Raw genomic sequence first — 16,758 nt, 5'->3', positions numbered from 1 at the left:
GGCGGTCGCGGGCATCGACCTCGCGGCGTACGCCGGACAGGCCACCGCCCTGCTGGGCCGCAACGGGGCCGGCAAGTCCACCACCATGCGGGTGCTGGCCGGCGTCGTGCCGCCGACCGCCGGGACGGTGCTGGTCGCCGGTCACGACGTGCGCACCGAGACGCTCGCCGTCAAGCGTGCCGTCGGCTACTGCCCCGACGTGGGCGGTCTGGTCCCGCGGGCGACCGCCTGGGAGCACCTCCAGCTGTCCGCGCGGCTGCGCCGGCTGACCGACTGGGAGAAGCGTGGGCGCGACCTGCTGGAGCGGTTCGAGCTCGGCGACGCAGCCCACCGCGTCACCGGCGGCTTCTCCCACGGCATGGGCCGGCGGCTGTCGGTGCTCCTGGCCGCGCTGCACGAGCCCGAGGTGATGCTCCTCGACGAGCCCTTCGACGGGGTCGACCCGATCGGAGTGGAGGCGACCCTCGACGTCATCGGCGACGCCCGCGCCCGCGGTGCGTGCGTCCTGGTCTCCACACACCTGCGCGAGCTCGCGGTCCAGGCCTGTGGCCACGTGCTGGTCCTGCGGGGCGGGTCCCGGGTCGCGACCGTGGATGCCGGCCAGATGACCGGCGAGGAAGGTGCGCGGGCCTACCGTGGACTTCTCGACTAGGGCGGTCGCCGACGTCGTTCACCTCCTGCGCTTCCGCGCCAGGCGGGTACGACGAGGGGTGGCGCACCGCTGGGTGATGGCCGCGATGCTGGGTGGCACCCTGCTCGTGGCCGTGGTGCCGGCGCTCGTGCCGGGCGCGGGCGAAGACCGCCGCGCGCTCTCCGCGCTGACCCTGCTTCCCGTCGCGTTCGCGGCGTTCCTGGCCATCGCGGTCATCTCCGCCGTGGTCTCCGGCGGCGGGCGCGAGCTGCTGCCGCGCGACCAGGCGACGCCGTACCCGATCAGCCCGACCACCGACCACCTCGGCGCCCTGCTGCTCGCTCCCGTCAACACGGCGTGGCTGCTCCAGGCGTGGGTCCTCCTGGGCAGCGCCGCCTACGGTCTGGGGGCGCGGTGGGACCTGGCGGCCCTCCAGGTCGTGGTCCTGGTGTGGCTGCTGGTCGCCACGTCGCTCGCGCAGGTCCTGGCGTGGACCTCGGAGGCGGTCCGGCGACGCCGGCACGGCATCGTGGTGATGCGGACGGTGTCCGTGGCCGTCCTGGTGGTCGCGGGGTGGCTCCACGTGCAGCACCAGCTCGTGCCGGTGCTGGACCGCGTCCCGACCGTCTGGTTCGTGGTCGGCGGCATCGACGGGTTCTCCTGGCGGTGGGCGCTGACGGTCGCGGTCGAGATCGTGCTGGTCGTCACCGCGACGTTGCTCGGGGTGGTGCCCGTCCACATCGCCGCGCGGCGCAGCGCGCGCGACGAGCTACGGGTCGAGAGCGAGACCCGGGCAGCGCTGCCCAACCCGCGCACGGACCTGCTGGCGCTGGTCCGCACCGACCGGTCCTCGGTGTGGCGCACCGTGCCGATGCGTCGCGGGATCCTCGTGCTCGCGATCGGGCCCGGACTGGTGGCCATCGCCGGCGACCTGCCCTGGCACGCGATGACGATCCTGCCCGGCCTGGTCGCCTCGGGCGGCGCACTGCTGTTCGGCGTCAACGCCTGGTGCCTCGACGGTCGCGGCGGCCTGTGGCGGGAGAGCCTGCCGGTCTCGCCGCAGACGGTGTTCACCGCGCGCGCCGTCGTGCTCGCGGAGTTCCTCCTGGTCGCGTCGGTGATCACGATCGTGCTGGCGTCCGTGCGGGCGGGCATCCCCTCGGCGCCGGAGATGGCGGCACTCGTCGCCACGCTGCTCGTCGTCACGGTGCAGGTGGTCGCGGCCGGAATGCGCTGGTCGGCCCGGCGGCCGTTCGCCGTCGACCTCCGGTCCGCCCGGGCCACCCCGGCCCCGCCGGCCATGATGGTGGCCTACTCGGGCCGGCTGGCGGTGAGTACGACGCTCACCAGTCTCGTGTTCTCCGGGCTGGCCCGGACGCCGTCCTGGGAGATCTCGCTCGTCATGGCCGTGCCGTTCCTGGCCTGGTCGACGGCCCGACTGCTGCGCACCGGGCGCGCGTGGACCGACCCGGTCCAGCGGGCCCGCGTCGTGGTGTCGGTCGCGGCTTGACCCAAGGTCGGCGCTCACCTCACCGGGTCTCGTCACGCGGGTCACGGCTTCGCAAGCTCAGCCGTGCCGCTTGCTCGACCACCATCAGCGGATCCGCTGGCGCGTCTCCGCTACGCGAACCAGGGATGGTGCAGGTCGTAGAACTTGGCGCCCTGCATCACCGTCTCCAGGGTCTCGCGGACCTCGGCCGGCATGTCCGGCATCTCCTTGCTCTCGCCCGCCCGAGCGCTCTCCTCGTCGGTGAAGGCGACGGTCTCCGTGAACGTCCCGTCGGCCTCGATGGCCAGCGTCGCGCCGAGGATCTCCGGCCGGAGCTCGTGGAGCATGTCGGTGTCGCCCATGAGGGACTTGAGCCCCTGCGGGTCGTCGACCTTGCCGCGGATCACCTGGACGAAGCCGGCGTCGTCCGAGCCGCCGTCCAGCATCAGGGTGACGTCGTCGCAGTCGTGGTACTCGACAGGGCCGTCGATGAGTGCCGTCATCCGCCTGGCCCACTCGCCCTGCTCCGGTCGCTCGGAGTTGCGCATCGCCGCCTCGCGTGACTCGAACCGGATGACCCCGACGAACTGACCGTCGTCGGTGAACCCGTAAGTGCCGCCGAGCCAGCCGTCGGCCGAGGGCGCCATCTCCTCGCGCCACGTGTCTGCCAGTGCACGGAGCTCGTCCTGTCGCGTGCACTTGCCCTGGATGATCTGGATGAACACGATGACCTCCCGTCCCGCAGCCACCCCCGGGTGGGGTGCACTGGGGTCAACCGTCGACGCTATGCCCGGCGTACGCCGGCGTCCATGGCGCGATCGAGCCAGAGTCGGCAGGGGTCCAGACCTGTCAGCCCTTCAGCTCCTGCTCGTGCTCGACGTGGTGGTGAGCCTCCTCGAGCTCCTCGCGGGTCGGCTTCTGCACGTTGTGGCCGTACATCTTCTCCGAGAGCCTCGCCCGCACCGCCTGGACCCGTGAGCCGGGTGCCCGCACGCCGTTGTCGTCGACGGTCGGGGGCGCCGGGTGGATCTGGTCACGATCCCGGGCGGTGAGGGTGTAGGCACGGGCGCCGTTGATCGGCAGGTGCCGCTCGCTGTAGCCCCCCTCGGCCGACCGCATGATGATGCCGGTCTCGTAGCCGTGCAGCAGCTGCGCGTTGTCGTGCCGCTGCAGCGAGATGCACCAGCGCCTCGTGACGACGAACGCCAGGACCGGCCCCAGGAACACGGCGACCCGCATGAACTGCGTGATCGCATTGATGCTCAGCCCGAAGTTGATCGCCAGGATGTCGTTGCCGCCGGCCGCCCACAGGAGCCCGTAGAACGTCATGAGCGCGGCCATCACGGCCGTCCGCGTGGGGGCGTTGCGCGGGCGCTGGAGCAGGTGGTGCTCCCGCTTGTCGCCGGTCACCCACGACTCGAGGAACGGCAGGAGCACCACGATCGTGAACAGCAGCCCCGGAAGCACGATGATGGGCAGGAAGACGTTCCAGCTCAGGGTGTGGCCCAGGAAGTGCGACTCCCAGCCCGGGAAGATCCGCAGGGCTCCGTCCGGCCAGCCCATGTACCAGTCGGGCTGTGAGCCGGCGGTGACCTTCGACGGGTCGTAGGGCCCGTAGCGCCAGACCGGGTTGATCGCCAGCAGGCCACCCATCAGCGCGGTGATGCCGAAGACCATGAAGAAGAACCCGCCGGCCTTGGCCATGTAGACCGGCAGCATCGGGAAGCCCACGACGTTGTGCTCGGTGCGTCCGGGACCGGGCCACTGGGTGTGCTTGTGGTAGACGAGCAGCAGCATGTGGGCGGTGATCAGGGCCAGGATCAGCCCGGGGATCAGCAGCACGTGGGCGATGTAGAGCCGCGGGATGATCACCTCGCCGGGGAACTCGCCGCCGAACAGGAAGAACGACATGTAGGTGCCCACCACCGGGGTCGCCTTCATGAACCCGTCCGCCGCGCGCAGGCCGGTACCGGAGAGCAGGTCGTCGGGCAGCGAGTAGCCGGCGAAGCCCTCCAGGGTCCCGAGCAGGAGCAGCAGGCCGCCGATCACCCAGTTCAGCTCACGCGGCTTGCGGAACGCGCCGGTGAGGAAGACCCGCATCAGGTGCACGAGCATCGCGGCGATGAACAGCATCGCGGCCCAGTGGTGCATCTGGCGCATCAGCAGCCCGCCGCGGACCTCGAAGGAGATGTCCAGGGTCGAGGCGTAGGCCTGCGACATGTGGATCCCGCGCAGCGGGTCGTAGGAGCCCTCGTAGGTCACCTCGGCCATGCTCGGCTGGAACCACAGGGTCAAGAACACCCCGGTCAGCAGCAGCACCACGAAGCTCCACAGCGCGATCTCGCCGAGCATGAAGGACCAGTGGTCGGGGAAGACCTTGCGCAGGTTCTTCTTCATCGCGGTGCCCAGGCCGAGCCGCTCGTCGGCCCAGGTCGCGACCCCGCCGACCCGCGACGGCTTGCCGGCGGTGGCGGCCTGGGTGCGGTTGCTCCGCACGAAACGGCCGGTGTCGATGGCCACGGGACTCGCCTCATCTCGGTCGTGCCGCCCTACGCTGGTGCCGGGACGACGGATGTTCTCGTCAGCCTATGCAGTTATTGGTTGTAAATCTATGCACGGTGAGTAGGTATTCGTGTGACTCGCGACGCGCACCCGGAGGAGTCTCCGATCGGCACCGACGACGCCGGGGCCTTCGCCATCGGTGAGCTCTCCCGTCGTACCGGTGTCCCGCAGGCGACCCTGCGGACCTGGGAGACCCGCTACGGGCTGCCCCGGCCGCGTCGCCTCCCCGGCGGGCACCGCCGCTACGACGAGTCGGCGGTGCGCCAGGTCGCGCGGGTCCTGGCCCATCGCGCGGCCGGCCTCAGCACCGAGGCCGCCGTCTCCCGGGTGGCGAGCGAGGGCGAGGCCGTCTCCCCGTCCGTGTTCGCGGCGCTCCGCGAGCGCCATCCTGAGCTCACACCGCAGCGGCTGAGCAAGCGGACGCTGCTCGGGCTGACCCGCGGCATCGAGGACGAGTACGTCGCCCGCGCCGAGCGCCCGGCCCTGTTCGCGACCTTCCAGGAGGAGCGCTACTTCCGGCAGGCCGAGCGCCGCTGGCGCGGCCTGGCCCGAACGGCGGGCTTCGCCGCCGTCTTCGCCGACTTCGACCAGAGCTCCCTGCACGAGAGCGGGCTCCGGCTCGTGGCCGTCGACCAGGGCGCGGCGCTGTCCCGCGAATGGGTGCTGGTGTGCGACAGCCCGCGGCACGCGGCCTGCGTCGCCGGCTGGGAAGCACCGGGCCAGGACAACCGACCCGACGGGCTGCGGGAGTTCGAGACCGTGTGGACCGTCGACCCCGTCGTGGTCCGATTCGCGGCCACGACCTGCTCGCAGTACGTGCGCGCGGCCTTCCCGGAGGATGCGGCCGACCTCGACGCGGTCCTGTCCGAGCAGCCGCTCGAGGCGTCAGCCGACCTGCGACGGTCCGACGACCTGTTCCACCGCGTGCTGGGCTACCTCGACGCGCAGGGTCCAGTGGGACGCTAGAGCCGCCCGAGCGCGCTGCGCAGACCGTTCTCCGCCTCGTCACCGAGCTTCTTCAGCGCCGGCGCCAGCAGCGGCGCGACGAGTCCGGCGAGGCCCTTGAAGTCGAACTCCGCGGTGTAGGTGACGCGGGTGCCCGCGCCGTCGGGGGCGATCTCCATCGTGTCGTGGGCCACCACCGACTTGTTCTCCCCGCGCAGCGCGAGCAGCCGATCCGGCTCGTGCCGCTCGACGACGTAGGTCAGCTCGGTCGTGCGGCCCAGGAACCTGGAGACGTTGTGGTATGTCGTCCCGACGCCCCCGTCCCCCGACACGCGGGTCGTCTCGACGGTGCCCGGGTCCCACTCGGTGGTCGTCGTGAAGTCGCCGAGGTAGGCGAACACGGCGCTGGGGGACGCAGTGGTCTCGACGGTGCGCTGAAGTTTCACGGGTGCTCCTCCTCCTGTGGCGGGTGCCGCTGCCGATCGTAGGAGGGGCGTGGTCAGGGGGCTGCGCCCTGCGCGCAGTCGGCCTGGGCGGCACTGAGCGCGGCCACCTCTGGTGCGTCGAAGTCTCCGCCCAGCGACGCCGCGACGGCGGCACGGATCTCGTCGTCGGTCAGTCGCCGGCGCAGGCACGAGGCGTAGGCCCTCGCGTCCAGGTCACCCTTGGTCACCTTGACCTGGGCCCGCGTCGACGCCTCGACGAAGTCGGCGCAGGCGAGCTGGGCGTCGGCCCAGTGACGGGCGACGTCCTCGGGTAGCGGAGGGGGCTCGGCGACGACGTCGTACGACGCGTCGAGGACGCCAGCCGAGCGCAGCTCCCCGGGAGTGACCGCCGCCGTCAGCTTCTCGGCGAAGCAGGTCCCCTCGGCGGTCTCACGGGGTCCGGGGTGGTCGCCGGCGAAGAGGGAGGCCAGGCCGGACCGGATCGCCGCGGGGTCGGCGTCGGGTCCGCTGCCCGCTCCCGGGTCGCCCCCGTCGGACTGGCAGGCGCCGAGCGCCAGCCCGAGGCCGATGACGAGCCCGGTCACGAGCACCTGCATGCGCGGCATCAGTACTCCTCGGACTCCGGCGGGACGGCTCAGATCCTGCCATTAGTGTGCCGGGCATGGACTTCTCTCCCACACCCCGGGCTGCCGACCTGACCGCCCGGGTGGCCGCGTTCATCGCCGAGGAGATCGAGCCGGTCGAGCCGTCGTACCACCGCGAGCTGGCCGAGCTGCGCCGCACGGGCGATCCCTGGCGGCCGCTGCCGGTGCTCGAGGAGCTCAAGGGCAAGGCCCGCGAGCAGGGGCTGTGGAACCTCTTCCTGCCCAGGGAGCACGCCGGGGAGTACGCCGCGCGGTTCGGCACCGACGGCGGCGAGGGACTGACCAACGTCGACTACGCCCCGATCGCGGAGCTGACCGGACGGTCCGCGATCGCGCCGCTGGTGTTCAACTGCAACGCCCCCGACACCGGCAACATGGAGGTGCTGCTCAAGTACGGCACCGACGCGCAGCGCCAGCAGTGGCTGGAGCCCCTCCTGGACGGGAGGATCCGGTCCGCGTTCACGATGACCGAGCCCGACGTGGCCTCGTCGGACGCGACCAACATGGAGGCCACGGCCGTCGTCGACGGCGACGAGGTCGTCGTCAACGGGCGCAAGTGGTGGTCGACCGGCGTGGGCAACCCGGACTGCAAGGTGCTGGTGTTCATGGGGCTCACCGACCCCGACGCGGACCGGCACCACCGGCACTCGATGGTGCTGGTGCCGCGCGACACCCCGGGGGTCAGGGTCGAGCGGATGCTCAGCACGATGGGCCTGTACGACGAGCCGCTGGGCCACGGCGAGGTCTCGTTCACCGACGTACGAGTGCCGATCGGCAACGTCCTCCTCGGACCGGGGGAGGCGTTCGCCATCGCCCAGGGCCGCCTCGGGCCCGGGCGGGTCCACCACTGCATGCGGCTGATCGGGCTGGCCGAGCTCGCGCTCGAGCTCGCCTGTCGGCGCGGGCTGTCCAGGACGGCGTTCGGCAAGCCGCTGACCAGCCTGGGCGGCAACCGCGAGCGCATCGCCGACGCCCGGATCGCCATCGACCAGGCCCGGCTGCTGGTCCTCAACGCCGCCTGGAAGCTCGACACCGGCGGACCGCTGAACGCGCTGTCGGAGGTCTCCCAGATCAAGGTCGCGGTGCCCAACATGGCGCAGCAGGTGATCGACATGGCGATGCAGATCCACGGCGGGGGCGGGCTCTCCGACGACTTCCCGCTCGCCGGCGCCTGGACCTCCGCGCGCTCGCTGCGGCTGGCCGACGGGCCGGACGAGGTGCACCGGGGCGTGGTGGCGCGGATCGAGCTCGGCAAGTACGGCGCTTCGCGATGACCCCTCAGCGGGTGCTGGTCACCGGGGCGGCGTCCGGTCTGGGCGCGGCCCTCGCCTCGGCGTTCGACGCCCGCGGCGACGAGGTGCTGCGCACCGACCTGAGCGGCGGCGACCTCCCCCTCGACGTCACCTCCGACGACGACTGGGCCCTGGTCCGCGCGCACGTCGAGGCGACCTGGGGTGGCCTCGACGTGCTGGTCAACAACGCCGGCGTCGCCGGCGGAGGGCGGCTCGACGTGGCCACGCTGGACGAGTGGCGGTGGATCACCGAGGTCAACCTGTTCGGGATGGTCCGGGGGATCCGCGAGTTCGTGCCGCTGTTCAAGCGGCAGCGGTCCGGGCAGATCGTCAACGTCGCCTCGCTGGCCGGTCTCGTCCATCCCGCCGGGATGGCGTCGTACAACGCGGTGAAGGCCGGAGTGGTCGCCCTGACCGAGACCGCCGGCCACGAGCTCGCGTCGTACGGCGTGCGCGCCAGCGTGGTCTGCCCGTCGTACTTCCGCACCAACCTGATGTCCTCGATGCGCGGCTCCGACGAGGCGGTCGGGGCCGTGGTCGCACACCTCGTGGAGAGCTCGCCGCTGACCGCCGACGACATCGCGGCCGAGGTGCTCGCGGGTCTCGAGCGGGGCGACGAGGTGATCGTGCCCGACCAGCCGGCGCGCGACGCGTGGGAGCTGAAGCAGGCCGATCGTGCGGCCTACGACGCCGTGATGCGCAAGCAGGCGGCGAAGCTGGAGGCGATGTCGTGACCGACGAGAGCCGCCCGGTCCGCGAGGAGGACGCGTTCGACGTCGAGGCCGTGGCCGCCTGGCTGCGCGAACACGCCACCGCCTTCCGCGACGACCTGGTCGGTACGCCGGAGGTGCGCCAGTTCCCGGGTGGCGCCTCCAACCTCACGTACCTGCTCAGCTATCCCGACCGGGACCTGATCCTGCGCCGTCCCCCGACCGGCGTGAAGGCAGCCAGCGCCCACGACATGGGGCGCGAGTTCCGGATCCAGTCGGCCCTCGCGCCGGTGTTCCCCTACGTCGCCACCATGGTCGGCCTCTGCGACGACGAGTCGGTGATCGACTCGGAGTTCTACGTGATGGAACGTCTCGACGGGACGATCCTGCGCCGCGAGCTCCCCTTCGAGGCCACGCCCGAGGATGCCTCGCGCCTGTGCGAGAACGCCTTCGACGTGCTGATCGCGCTGCACTCCGTCGACACCGGGTCGCTGCCCGACCTGGCGCAGCTCGACAAGGGACCCGGGTACATCGGCCGCCAGGTCTCCGGCTGGATCGCGCGGTTCGCCAAGGCGCGCACCGACGACACCGGTGACTGGTCCGACATCGTCGAGTGGATCGAGCAGCACCAGCCCGACGACGTCGCCCGGGTGCTCATCCACAACGACTTCCGCTTCGACAACATGGTGCTCGACCCGGACGACCCGATGAGGATCGTCGGCGTCCTGGACTGGGAGATGGCCACCGTCGGCGACCCGTTGATGGACCTGGGCGGATCGATGTCGTACTGGGTGGAGCCCGGCGACGACGAGTTCTTCCAGCAGTTCCGGCGGCAGCCGACGACGGCGCCGGGGATGTGGACCCGGGAGCAGATCGTGGCCCACTACTGCGAGCGGATGGGCTTCTCGATGACGCCGGACCGCTGGCGGTTCTACGAGGTCTTCGGGATCTTCCGGCTCGCCGTCATCGCCCAGCAGATCTGGTACCGCTACTACCACCGGCAGACCACGAACGAGTCCTACGCGGTGTTCGGGCCGGCGGTCGGCTACCTCGAGAAGCGCTGCCGCCAGCTGCTGGGTGGTTCGTGATGGTCGAGGACCGCTGATGGGGCAGATCCTGCTGGTCCGGCACGGCCAGGCGTCGTGGGGCGCCGCCGACTACGACGTGCTGTCGCCGCTGGGGGAGCAGCAGGCCGAGGTCGTCGGCCACGCCCTGGCCGGGGCGCTCGGCGACTCCGAGCCGGACCTGCTCCTCCACGGCACCATGCTGCGCCAGGTGCGGACTGCCGAGCTGGCGGCGAAGGCCGCCGGCTGGTCGGTGGAAGCCACCGTCGACGAGCGCTGGAACGAGATGGACCACCTCGCCGTGCTCGCGGCCCAGCCGCGGGACTTCGACGGCGAGCCCGACCGGGCGCAGTTCCAGGCCTGGTTCCAGGCGGCCACGAGCCGGTGGGCTTCCGGAGAGCACGACGACGAGTACGCCGAGCCGTTCCCGATGTTCCGGGCACGGGTGCGCGACGGGCTCGAGGCGCTGGCGGAGGTCGGGACCGCGGTGGTGGTGACGTCGGGCGGACCCGTCTCCGCGGTCACCGCGGACCTGCTTGCGGCCGGCCTCTCGACGTACGAGCGGCTGGCCCCGGTCGTGGTCAACTCCTCGGTCACCCGCGTGGTGTCGGGGCGGCGCGGCCTCACGCTGGTGTCGTTCAACGAGCACGCCCACCTGCCGGCGGAGCTGCTCACCTACAGGTGACCCTCCGGTGGTTGAGCAGGGAGGCGCGCCAGCGCCGACCGTCGTCGAAACCCCCGCACCCGCGCAGGGCGATGACCACGCGGCCGAAGGCCTGCCTTCACTTCGGGTGGTTTCGAGACTCGGGCGCCGAGGGCGCCGTCGCTCCTCAACCTCCGGTGGTTTCGAGGCTCGGGCGCCGAGGGTGCCGTCGCTCCTCAACCTCCGGTGGTTTCGAGGCTCCGGCGCCGAGGGTGCCGTCGCTCCTCAACCTTCGGTGGGTTCGAGGCTCGGGCGCCGAGGGTGCCTTCGCTCCTCAACCTCCGGTGGTTTCGAGGCTCGGGCGCCGAGGACGCTTCCGCACGGCAACCTCCGGTGGTTGAGGTGCGAGCGAAGCGAGCCTCGAAACCCCGGAAGGGAACGCAGGGCCTTGCGTGGCGTCAGATGAGGCGCTTGAAGACCGGCAGCGGGGCGTGCTTCATCACCAGCGACAGCGGTGCCCACGGCAGCGGCGGGACGCAGGCGGCGTCCTTCTCCTTCTCGATGACCGTCACCATCGCCCGGACCCCGCGCTCGGTGGACGACATCATCTTGTTCTCGGCCGCGGCCACGCCGTCGTTCATCTCGGACCGGATGTAGCCGGGGTACAGCACCGTGAACTTGTACGACGGCTTGCCGTAGAACTCCGTGCGCAGGCCCTCCACCAGGTGGGCGACGCCGGCCTTGGTGGCCGCGTAGGTGGTGATCTCCTTCGGCAGCCCGCGCAGGGCCGACATCGAGGAGACCATCACCAGGTGCCCGCCCTGCTGGGCCCGGAAGATCTCCATGGCGGCCTCGGACTGGGCGAGTGCCGCGACGAAGTTGGTCATCGCGGTCTCCCGGTTGGCCTCGAACCTGCCGGTGCCCAGGGGAGCCCCCTTGCCGAGCCCGGCGTTGACCACCACCCGGTCGATCGTGCCGAGGTCCGACGCGAAAGCCCGGAAGACGGCGAAGACCTGGTCGTGGTCGTTGACGTCCAGGGCCCGCACCTCGACCCGCCGCTCGGGGTGCGCGGCCAGGATCTCCTCGCGCAGCGCCTCGAGGCGGTCGGTACGTCGCGCGCACAACGCCAGGTCGTTGCCCCCGGCGGCGAGCTGCCGCGCCATCTCGGCACCGAGCCCGGACGAGGCACCGGTGATGAGGACTCTCTTGGGCCGGCTGTCCGATGTCATGGCCCCGAGTCTGGCGTAGTCTCCGCTGCATGAGCGGACGGGTCGTGCACTTCGAGATTCCCTTCGACGACGGTGACCGGGCCCGGGCCTTCTACCGCGACGCCTTCGGCTGGCAGCTCCAGGAGTGGGACGAGGGTGCCTACACCCTGGTGTCGACCGGTCCGTCGGGGGAGCAGGGTCCCGAGGAGCCGGGCTTCGTCAACGGCGGCATGATGCGCCGGGAGAACCCGGGCGATGGTCCGATCGTGGTCATCGACGTGGAGGACATCGACGCCGCGCTGGCGAGGATCGAGGAGCTCGGCGGCCAGACGCTGCTCGGCCGGCAGCCGGTCGGCGAGATGGGCTGGGCGGCGTACTTCAAGGACGTCGAGGGCAACAGCATGGGCCTCTGGCAGACCGCCCGATGACCCCCGCACCCGCCGCTCCCCGGGTGTGCATCGTCGGCGCAGGATCCTCCGGAATCGCCGCAGCCCAGGTCCTCGACGCCCGCGGCATCGACTTCGACTGCTTCGAGATGGGCTCGGACGTCGGCGGCAACTGGCGCTACGGCAACGACAACGGCGTCAGCTCGGCGTATCGCTCCCTGCACATCAACACCTCCCGGCAGGCGATGGAGTACGCGACGTACCCGATGCCGGACACGCTTCCCGACTATCCGAGCCACTGGCAGATCGCGGAGTACTTCGACAGCTACGTCGACCACTTCGGGCTGCGCGACAAGATCAGCTTCCGCTCCGAGGTCGTCAAGGTCGTGCAGCGCCCCGGTGGCGGGTACGACGTGACGATCCGGCCGTTCGGACCCACCGACGGGGCGAGCGAGGCCGAGACGCGGACCTACGACCACGTGCTGGTGGCCAACGGCCATCACTGGGACCCGCGCTGGCCCGAGCCCAGCTTCCCCGGCAGCGACACCTTCCCGGGGGAGCAGCTGCACGCCCACTACTACCGGACTCCGGACGTGCTGGACGGCAAGCGCGTCGTGGTGCTGGGGATCGGCAACTCCGCGACCGACATCGCGGTGGAGTCCTCGCACGTCGCGGCCGAGACCTGTCTCGCGATGCGCCGCGGTGCGCACATCGTGCCGAAGTTCGTGTTCGGCAAGGCCACCGACCAGCTGACGTCCTCACCGCTGGCGCGCGCGCCGCACTTCGTCCAGAAGAAGGCCATGAAGGCGATGCTGCGGCTCGCCGTCGGCCGGGTCACCGACTACGGGCTGCCCGAGCCCGACCACGACGTCCTCGACGCCCACCCCACCGTCAGCGACGACCTGCTGACCCGGCTCGGACACGGCGACATCACGGTCAAGCCGAACATCGACCGCTTCGAGGGGTCGAAGGTCTTCTTCACCGACGGCACGGCGGTCGAGGCCGACGTCGTCGTCTACTGCACCGGCTACCGGATCAGCTTCCCCTTCCTCGACGAGCGGATCCTGGCCACCGACGACAACCACGTCGACCTCTACCGTCGCGTGGTCCCGCCCGAGCATCCGGGCCTCTACTTCATCGGACTGGTGCAGCCCCTCGGCGCGATCATGCCCCTCGCGGAGGCCCAGGCCCACTGGGTCGCCGAGCTGATCACCGGTGAGGTCGCCCTCCCGTCGGTGGCCGACATGCGCGAGCAGATCACGGCGTACGACGCGGCCCTGCGCCGCCGGTACGTCGCCTCGAAGCGGCACACCATCCAGGTCGACGCGGCGGCGTACCGCACCGAGCTGGAGCGGGAGCGCCGCACCCGCCGCCGTCGATAGTCCCGAACGAAACGGTGGCCGTCGTCGGCGTGTCCACCGCCGTTTCGTGAGGGACTATCAAAAAAAAGTCAGTCTTGACTGTTTGTTGGACCCGCACCATGCTGGGCGGGTGAGCACCGCCACCCGCGTTCCGCAGGAGGAGCGCACCCGCGCGATGCGGGCCCGGCTGCTCGAGGCCACCGTCGACTGCCTGGTCGAGCGCGGCTTCAGCCACACCTCGACCACGCTGGTGTCCGAGCGGGCGGGGGTCAGCCGGGGGGCGCAGCTGCACCACTTCCCGACCAAGAACGCCCTGGTCGTGGCCGCCGTCGAGCACCTGACCGACGTGCGCGGCGCCGACCTGGCGGCGGGCGCGGCGCGGCTGCCCACCGGCAAGCGCCGCACCCGTGCGGTGCTGCAGATGCTCGCCGACCACTTCACCGGGCCGGTCTTCACCGCGGCGCTGGAGCTGTGGGTGGCGGCCCGCACCGACGAGACGTTGCTGGCCGCGGTCGAGCCCCTGGAGCAGAAGGTCGGCCGCGAGACCCACCGGCTCACGGTGGAGCTGCTCGGGGCCGACGAGTCCCGACCCGGGGTGCGGGAGCTCGTCCAGGCCACCCTCGACCTGGTGCGTGGCCTCGGCCTCGCCAACACCGTCTCCGACGACGCCCGTCGGCGGGCCCGCATCCTGGACCGCTGGGCCCTCACCCTCGACGCCGCCCTGGAGGAGACCTCATGACCGCCCTGCTCGACGCGCTTCTCGGTGACCTCAAGGCCGAAGGCGACCAGCTCTGGAACACCGTGTCCGGCCTGGGCGAGGACGAGTGGCGCACGCCGACGCCGGCGCCCGGCTGGGACGTCGCCACCCAGGTCGCCCACCTGCTGTGGACCGACGAGGTCGCCGTCCACGCTGCCACCGACGAGGCCAAGTGGGACGCGGTCGTGCTCCAGGCGCTCGGCGACCCCGACGGCTACGTCGACACCTGCGCCCACGAGGTCGCCCGGCTCGCGCCGACGGCGTTGCTGGCCAGGTGGGGCGCTGCTCGCGAGGCACTCGTGGCCGCGCTGCGCGAGTTCCCCGAGGGACAGCGGATGCCGTGGTTCGGCCCGCCCATGTCTCCCGCGTCGATGGCCACCGCCCGGTTCATGGAGACCTGGGCCCACGGCCTCGACGTCTACCACGCGCTCGGCATCGACCCACCGGTCACCGACCGGATCCGCAACGTCGCGCACCTCGGCGTGCGCACCCGCGACTTCGCGTTCTCGGTGCACCAGCTCGACCCGCCCGGCGAGGAGTTCCGCATCGAGCTCACCGCTCCGTCGGGTGACACCTGGTCCTGGGGCCCCGAGGACGCAGCGCAGCGGGTGACCGGGTCGGCGTACGACTTCTGCCAGCTGGTCACCCAGCGCATCCACCGCGAGGACACCGACCTGGAGGCCGTCGGCGACGACGCCGACGGGTGGCTGTCCATCGCGCAGGCGTTCGCCGGGCCGTCGGGTGGGGGGCGGGAGCCGCGTGGCTGACCGGCTGCGGGTCGGCAACTGTTCCGGCTTCTACGGCGACCGCTTCTCCGCGATGCGCGAGATGCTCGAGGGCGCCCGGGACGGACACACCCTCGACGTCCTCACCGGCGACTACCTCGCCGAGCTGACCATGCTGATCCTCGGCCGGGACACGATGAAGGACGCCTCGCTCGGCTACGCCCGCACGTTCGTTCGCCAGCTCGAGGACTGCCTCGGTCTGGCCCTCGAGCGCGGGGTGCGGATCGTCAGCAACGCCGGTGGCCTGAACCCCGCGGGCCTCGCCGACAAGGTGCGGGAGGTCGCTCGGGGCCTCGGCCTCGACGCCACCGTCGCGCACGTCGAGGGCGACGACCTCCGCGCCCTCGGCGAGTGGCCGGACGCCCTCACCGCCAACGCCTACCTCGGCGGGTTCGGCATCGCCGCCGCGCTGCGGCGAGGAGCCGACGTGGTCGTCACCGGCCGGGTCACCGACGCCTCGCTGGTGGTCGGCGCCGGGGTCGCGGAGTTCGGGTGGGGCCCGACGTCGTACGACGAGCTGGCCGGAGCGGTCGTCGCCGGCCACGTGCTCGAATGCGGGGCGCAGGCCACCGGCGGCAACTTCTCGGGCTTCCGCTCGCTGCCGCACACCGGCAAGCCGCTCGGCTTCCCGGTCGCCGAGCTGGCCGCGGACGGGTCCTCGGTCATCACCAAGCACGACGGGACGGGTGGCGCGGTCACGGTCGACACCGTCACCGCGCAGCTGCTCTACGAGATCCAGTCCACCCGCTATCTCGGGCCCGACGTGACCACCCACCTCGACAGCATCCAGCTCGAGCAGCAGGGGCCGGACCGGGTCGCCGTCAGCGGCGTCCGCGGGTCCGCGCCGCCGGCCCGCCTGAAGGTGTGCGTCAACGAGCTCGGCGGCTTCCGCAACACCGTCGAGTTCGTGCTCACCGGGCTCGACATCGACGCCAAGGCCGACTGGGTGCGCGAGCAGATGGAGTCGGCCTTCGCCGCCTCCGACGCGAAGCCCGCCTCGGTGACCTGGTCGCGCACCTCGGTCCCGCACCCCGACGCGGACACCGAGGAGGCGGCGTCGTGCCTCCTGCGCTGCGCGGTCAAGGACCCCTCGGCCGACCCGGTCGGCAAGCCCTTCACCTCCGCGGCCGTCGAGCTCGCCCTCTCGTCGTACCCCGGGTTCACGATGACCTCACCGCCCGGTCCGCCCACTCCCTACGGCGTCTACCGGCCGGCCTACGTCGACCGCTCGGCCGTCACCCACACCGTCGTCCACGCCGACGGGTCGCGGGAGGTGGTGCCCGACCCGGAGTCGACCGCCGACGGCGATGCCACCGCCCCCGACGACACCGGACGACGCGCCTCGCCGTTCCCGGCGCCCTCGGACGTCGTCACCCGCCGGCTGCCTCTCGGCACGTTCGTCCACGCCCGGTCCGGCGACAAGGGCGGCGACGCGAACCTGGGGCTGTGGGTGACCCGGGAGGGTCCGGCGGACAAGTACGACGCCCGGGTCACCTGGCTCTCCAAGCTGGCCGGCGTCGACCGGGTGCGGGCCCTGGTCCCGGAGGCGGAGGACCTCGACATCGAGGTCTACCTGCTGCCGAACCTCGGGGCCGTCAACGTGCTGATCCACGGGCTGCTCGGCGAGGGCGTCGCCGCCTCGACCCGGTTCGATCCCCAGGCCAAGGGCCTCGGCGAGTGGGTCAGGTCCCGGATGGTCGCGATCGAGGAGTCGCTCCTGTGACCGGCGTGCGCAGTTTCATCAAGGTATGCAGGTCAACCTGCACTTCCCGTGCTGAATTCACCGTGGGGAGTGCGGGTTCACCTGCATACCTTGATGAAACAACGGACGGCCG

The 16,758-nt window shown here is 71.6% G+C and carries 17 protein-coding genes; 12 read left to right on the top strand and 5 right to left on the bottom strand.

The features are described 5' to 3' along the window. Together VFN12_RS15015 and VFN12_RS15010 are read left to right on the top strand one after the other, a co-directional pair. Positions 1-652, top strand: a 652-nt coding sequence (locus VFN12_RS15015; protein ID WP_325119543.1) for an ABC transporter ATP-binding protein, incomplete at its 5' end; no start/stop codon positions are given. Beyond that, positions 636-2,141: a hypothetical protein gene (locus VFN12_RS15010; protein WP_325119542.1), complete on the top strand. Its 1,506-nt coding sequence runs from the start codon at positions 636-638 to the stop codon at positions 2,139-2,141. The genes VFN12_RS15015 and VFN12_RS15010, both read left to right, overlap by 17 nt. A gap of 110 nt (positions 2,142-2,251) precedes the next feature. On the opposite strand, the gene VFN12_RS15005 is transcribed toward VFN12_RS15010, so the two are convergent. Both VFN12_RS15005 and VFN12_RS15000 read right to left on the bottom strand, forming a co-directional pair. Further along, complete coding sequence (locus VFN12_RS15005; RefSeq protein WP_325119540.1) at positions 2,252-2,845, bottom strand: hypothetical protein; 594 nt, start codon at positions 2,843-2,845, stop codon at positions 2,252-2,254. 124 nt (positions 2,846-2,969) lie between these two features. Further along, entirely contained in the window at positions 2,970-4,640 is a 1,671-nt protein-coding gene (locus VFN12_RS15000) for a ubiquinol-cytochrome c reductase cytochrome b subunit (protein ID WP_325119539.1), read from the bottom strand. A gap of 114 nt (positions 4,641-4,754) precedes the next feature. Between VFN12_RS15000 and VFN12_RS14995 the strand changes: the two genes are divergently transcribed. Then, positions 4,755-5,648: a DICT sensory domain-containing protein gene (locus VFN12_RS14995; protein ID WP_325119538.1), complete on the top strand. Its 894-nt coding sequence runs from the start codon at positions 4,755-4,757 to the stop codon at positions 5,646-5,648. Here the strand turns inward: VFN12_RS14995 and VFN12_RS14990 are convergent. Then, positions 5,645-6,073: an SRPBCC family protein gene (locus VFN12_RS14990; RefSeq protein WP_325119537.1), complete on the bottom strand. Its 429-nt coding sequence runs from the start codon at positions 6,071-6,073 to the stop codon at positions 5,645-5,647. The two genes, VFN12_RS14995 and VFN12_RS14990, sit on opposite strands and share 4 nt — an antisense overlap. A 53-nt stretch (positions 6,074-6,126) precedes the next feature. Further along, a complete protein-coding gene (locus VFN12_RS14985; RefSeq protein WP_325119536.1) occupies positions 6,127-6,678 on the bottom strand; it encodes a hypothetical protein in 552 nt (183 codons plus the stop codon). A gap of 56 nt (positions 6,679-6,734) precedes the next feature. Between VFN12_RS14985 and VFN12_RS14980 the strand changes: the two genes are divergently transcribed. Genes VFN12_RS14980 through VFN12_RS14965 form a run of 4 tightly spaced genes read left to right on the top strand, consistent with a single transcriptional unit; the run spans position 6,735 to position 10,468 of the window. After that, positions 6,735-7,991 (top strand): acyl-CoA dehydrogenase family protein, encoded by a 1,257-nt coding sequence (locus tag VFN12_RS14980; RefSeq protein ID WP_325119535.1) that lies wholly within the window; start codon positions 6,735-6,737, stop codon positions 7,989-7,991. Next, the gene (locus VFN12_RS14975; protein ID WP_325119534.1) at positions 7,988-8,743 is read left to right on the top strand and encodes an SDR family NAD(P)-dependent oxidoreductase; all 756 of its coding nucleotides are present in this window, start codon (positions 7,988-7,990) and stop codon (positions 8,741-8,743) included. Before VFN12_RS14980 ends, VFN12_RS14975 begins: the two co-directional genes overlap by 4 nt. Next, the gene (locus VFN12_RS14970) at positions 8,740-9,807 is read left to right on the top strand and encodes a phosphotransferase family protein (protein ID WP_325119533.1); all 1,068 of its coding nucleotides are present in this window, start codon (positions 8,740-8,742) and stop codon (positions 9,805-9,807) included. The genes VFN12_RS14975 and VFN12_RS14970 overlap by 4 nt, the downstream gene beginning before the upstream one ends. A gap of 16 nt (positions 9,808-9,823) precedes the next feature. Next, positions 9,824-10,468: a histidine phosphatase family protein gene (locus VFN12_RS14965; protein WP_325119531.1), complete on the top strand. Its 645-nt coding sequence runs from the start codon at positions 9,824-9,826 to the stop codon at positions 10,466-10,468. A 416-nt stretch (positions 10,469-10,884) separates the two neighbouring features. Here the strand turns inward: VFN12_RS14965 and VFN12_RS14960 are convergent, their stop codons facing one another. Next, complete coding sequence (locus VFN12_RS14960) at positions 10,885-11,655, bottom strand: SDR family oxidoreductase (protein WP_325119530.1); 771 nt, start codon at positions 11,653-11,655, stop codon at positions 10,885-10,887. 29 nt (positions 11,656-11,684) lie between these two features. Here VFN12_RS14960 and VFN12_RS14955 point away from each other — a divergent pair, with 29 nt between their 5' ends. From VFN12_RS14955 to VFN12_RS14935, 5 genes are all read left to right on the top strand, one after another. Continuing rightward, entirely contained in the window at positions 11,685-12,062 is a 378-nt protein-coding gene (locus VFN12_RS14955) for a VOC family protein (RefSeq protein WP_325119529.1), read from the top strand. Then, on the top strand, positions 12,059-13,402 hold the full coding sequence (locus tag VFN12_RS14950; RefSeq protein WP_325119528.1) for a flavin-containing monooxygenase: 1,344 nt from the start codon (positions 12,059-12,061) through the stop codon (positions 13,400-13,402). Before VFN12_RS14955 ends, VFN12_RS14950 begins: the two co-directional genes overlap by 4 nt. 109 nt (positions 13,403-13,511) lie before the next feature. Then, a complete protein-coding gene (locus VFN12_RS14945) occupies positions 13,512-14,120 on the top strand; it encodes a TetR/AcrR family transcriptional regulator (protein ID WP_325119527.1) in 609 nt (202 codons plus the stop codon). Continuing rightward, positions 14,117-14,905: a TIGR03084 family metal-binding protein gene (locus VFN12_RS14940; protein WP_325119526.1), complete on the top strand. Its 789-nt coding sequence runs from the start codon at positions 14,117-14,119 to the stop codon at positions 14,903-14,905. The genes VFN12_RS14945 and VFN12_RS14940 overlap by 4 nt, the downstream gene beginning before the upstream one ends. After that, on the top strand, positions 14,898-16,646 hold the full coding sequence (locus tag VFN12_RS14935) for an acyclic terpene utilization AtuA family protein (protein WP_325119525.1): 1,749 nt from the start codon (positions 14,898-14,900) through the stop codon (positions 16,644-16,646). The genes VFN12_RS14940 and VFN12_RS14935 overlap by 8 nt, the downstream gene beginning before the upstream one ends. The last annotated feature ends 112 nt before the right edge of the window (positions 16,647-16,758 follow it).

Source organism: Nocardioides sp. (genome assembly GCF_035703625.1).
Classification (GTDB): domain Bacteria; phylum Actinomycetota; class Actinomycetes; order Propionibacteriales; family Nocardioidaceae; genus Nocardioides.
This window is presented reverse-complemented; position numbering and strand designations above follow the sequence as displayed.

What these genes read in the sequence shown, in the direction of transcription:
- VFN12_RS14985 (WP_325119536.1), bottom strand. Translation starts at nt 6,678, where the DNA reads ATGCCGCGCATGCAGGTGCTCGTGACCGGGCTCGTCATCGGCCTCGGG.
- VFN12_RS14950 (WP_325119528.1), top strand. Translation starts at nt 12,059, where the DNA reads ATGACCCCCGCACCCGCCGCTCCCCGGGTGTGCATCGTCGGCGCAGGA.
- VFN12_RS14940 (WP_325119526.1), top strand. Translation starts at nt 14,117, where the DNA reads ATGACCGCCCTGCTCGACGCGCTTCTCGGTGACCTCAAGGCCGAAGGC.
- VFN12_RS14965 (WP_325119531.1), top strand. Translation starts at nt 9,824, where the DNA reads ATGGGGCAGATCCTGCTGGTCCGGCACGGCCAGGCGTCGTGGGGCGCC.
- VFN12_RS14980 (WP_325119535.1), top strand. Translation starts at nt 6,735, where the DNA reads ATGGACTTCTCTCCCACACCCCGGGCTGCCGACCTGACCGCCCGGGTG.
- VFN12_RS14955 (WP_325119529.1), top strand. Translation starts at nt 11,685, where the DNA reads ATGAGCGGACGGGTCGTGCACTTCGAGATTCCCTTCGACGACGGTGAC.
- VFN12_RS14960 (WP_325119530.1), bottom strand. Translation starts at nt 11,655, where the DNA reads ATGACATCGGACAGCCGGCCCAAGAGAGTCCTCATCACCGGTGCCTCG.
- VFN12_RS14975 (WP_325119534.1), top strand. Translation starts at nt 7,988, where the DNA reads ATGACCCCTCAGCGGGTGCTGGTCACCGGGGCGGCGTCCGGTCTGGGC.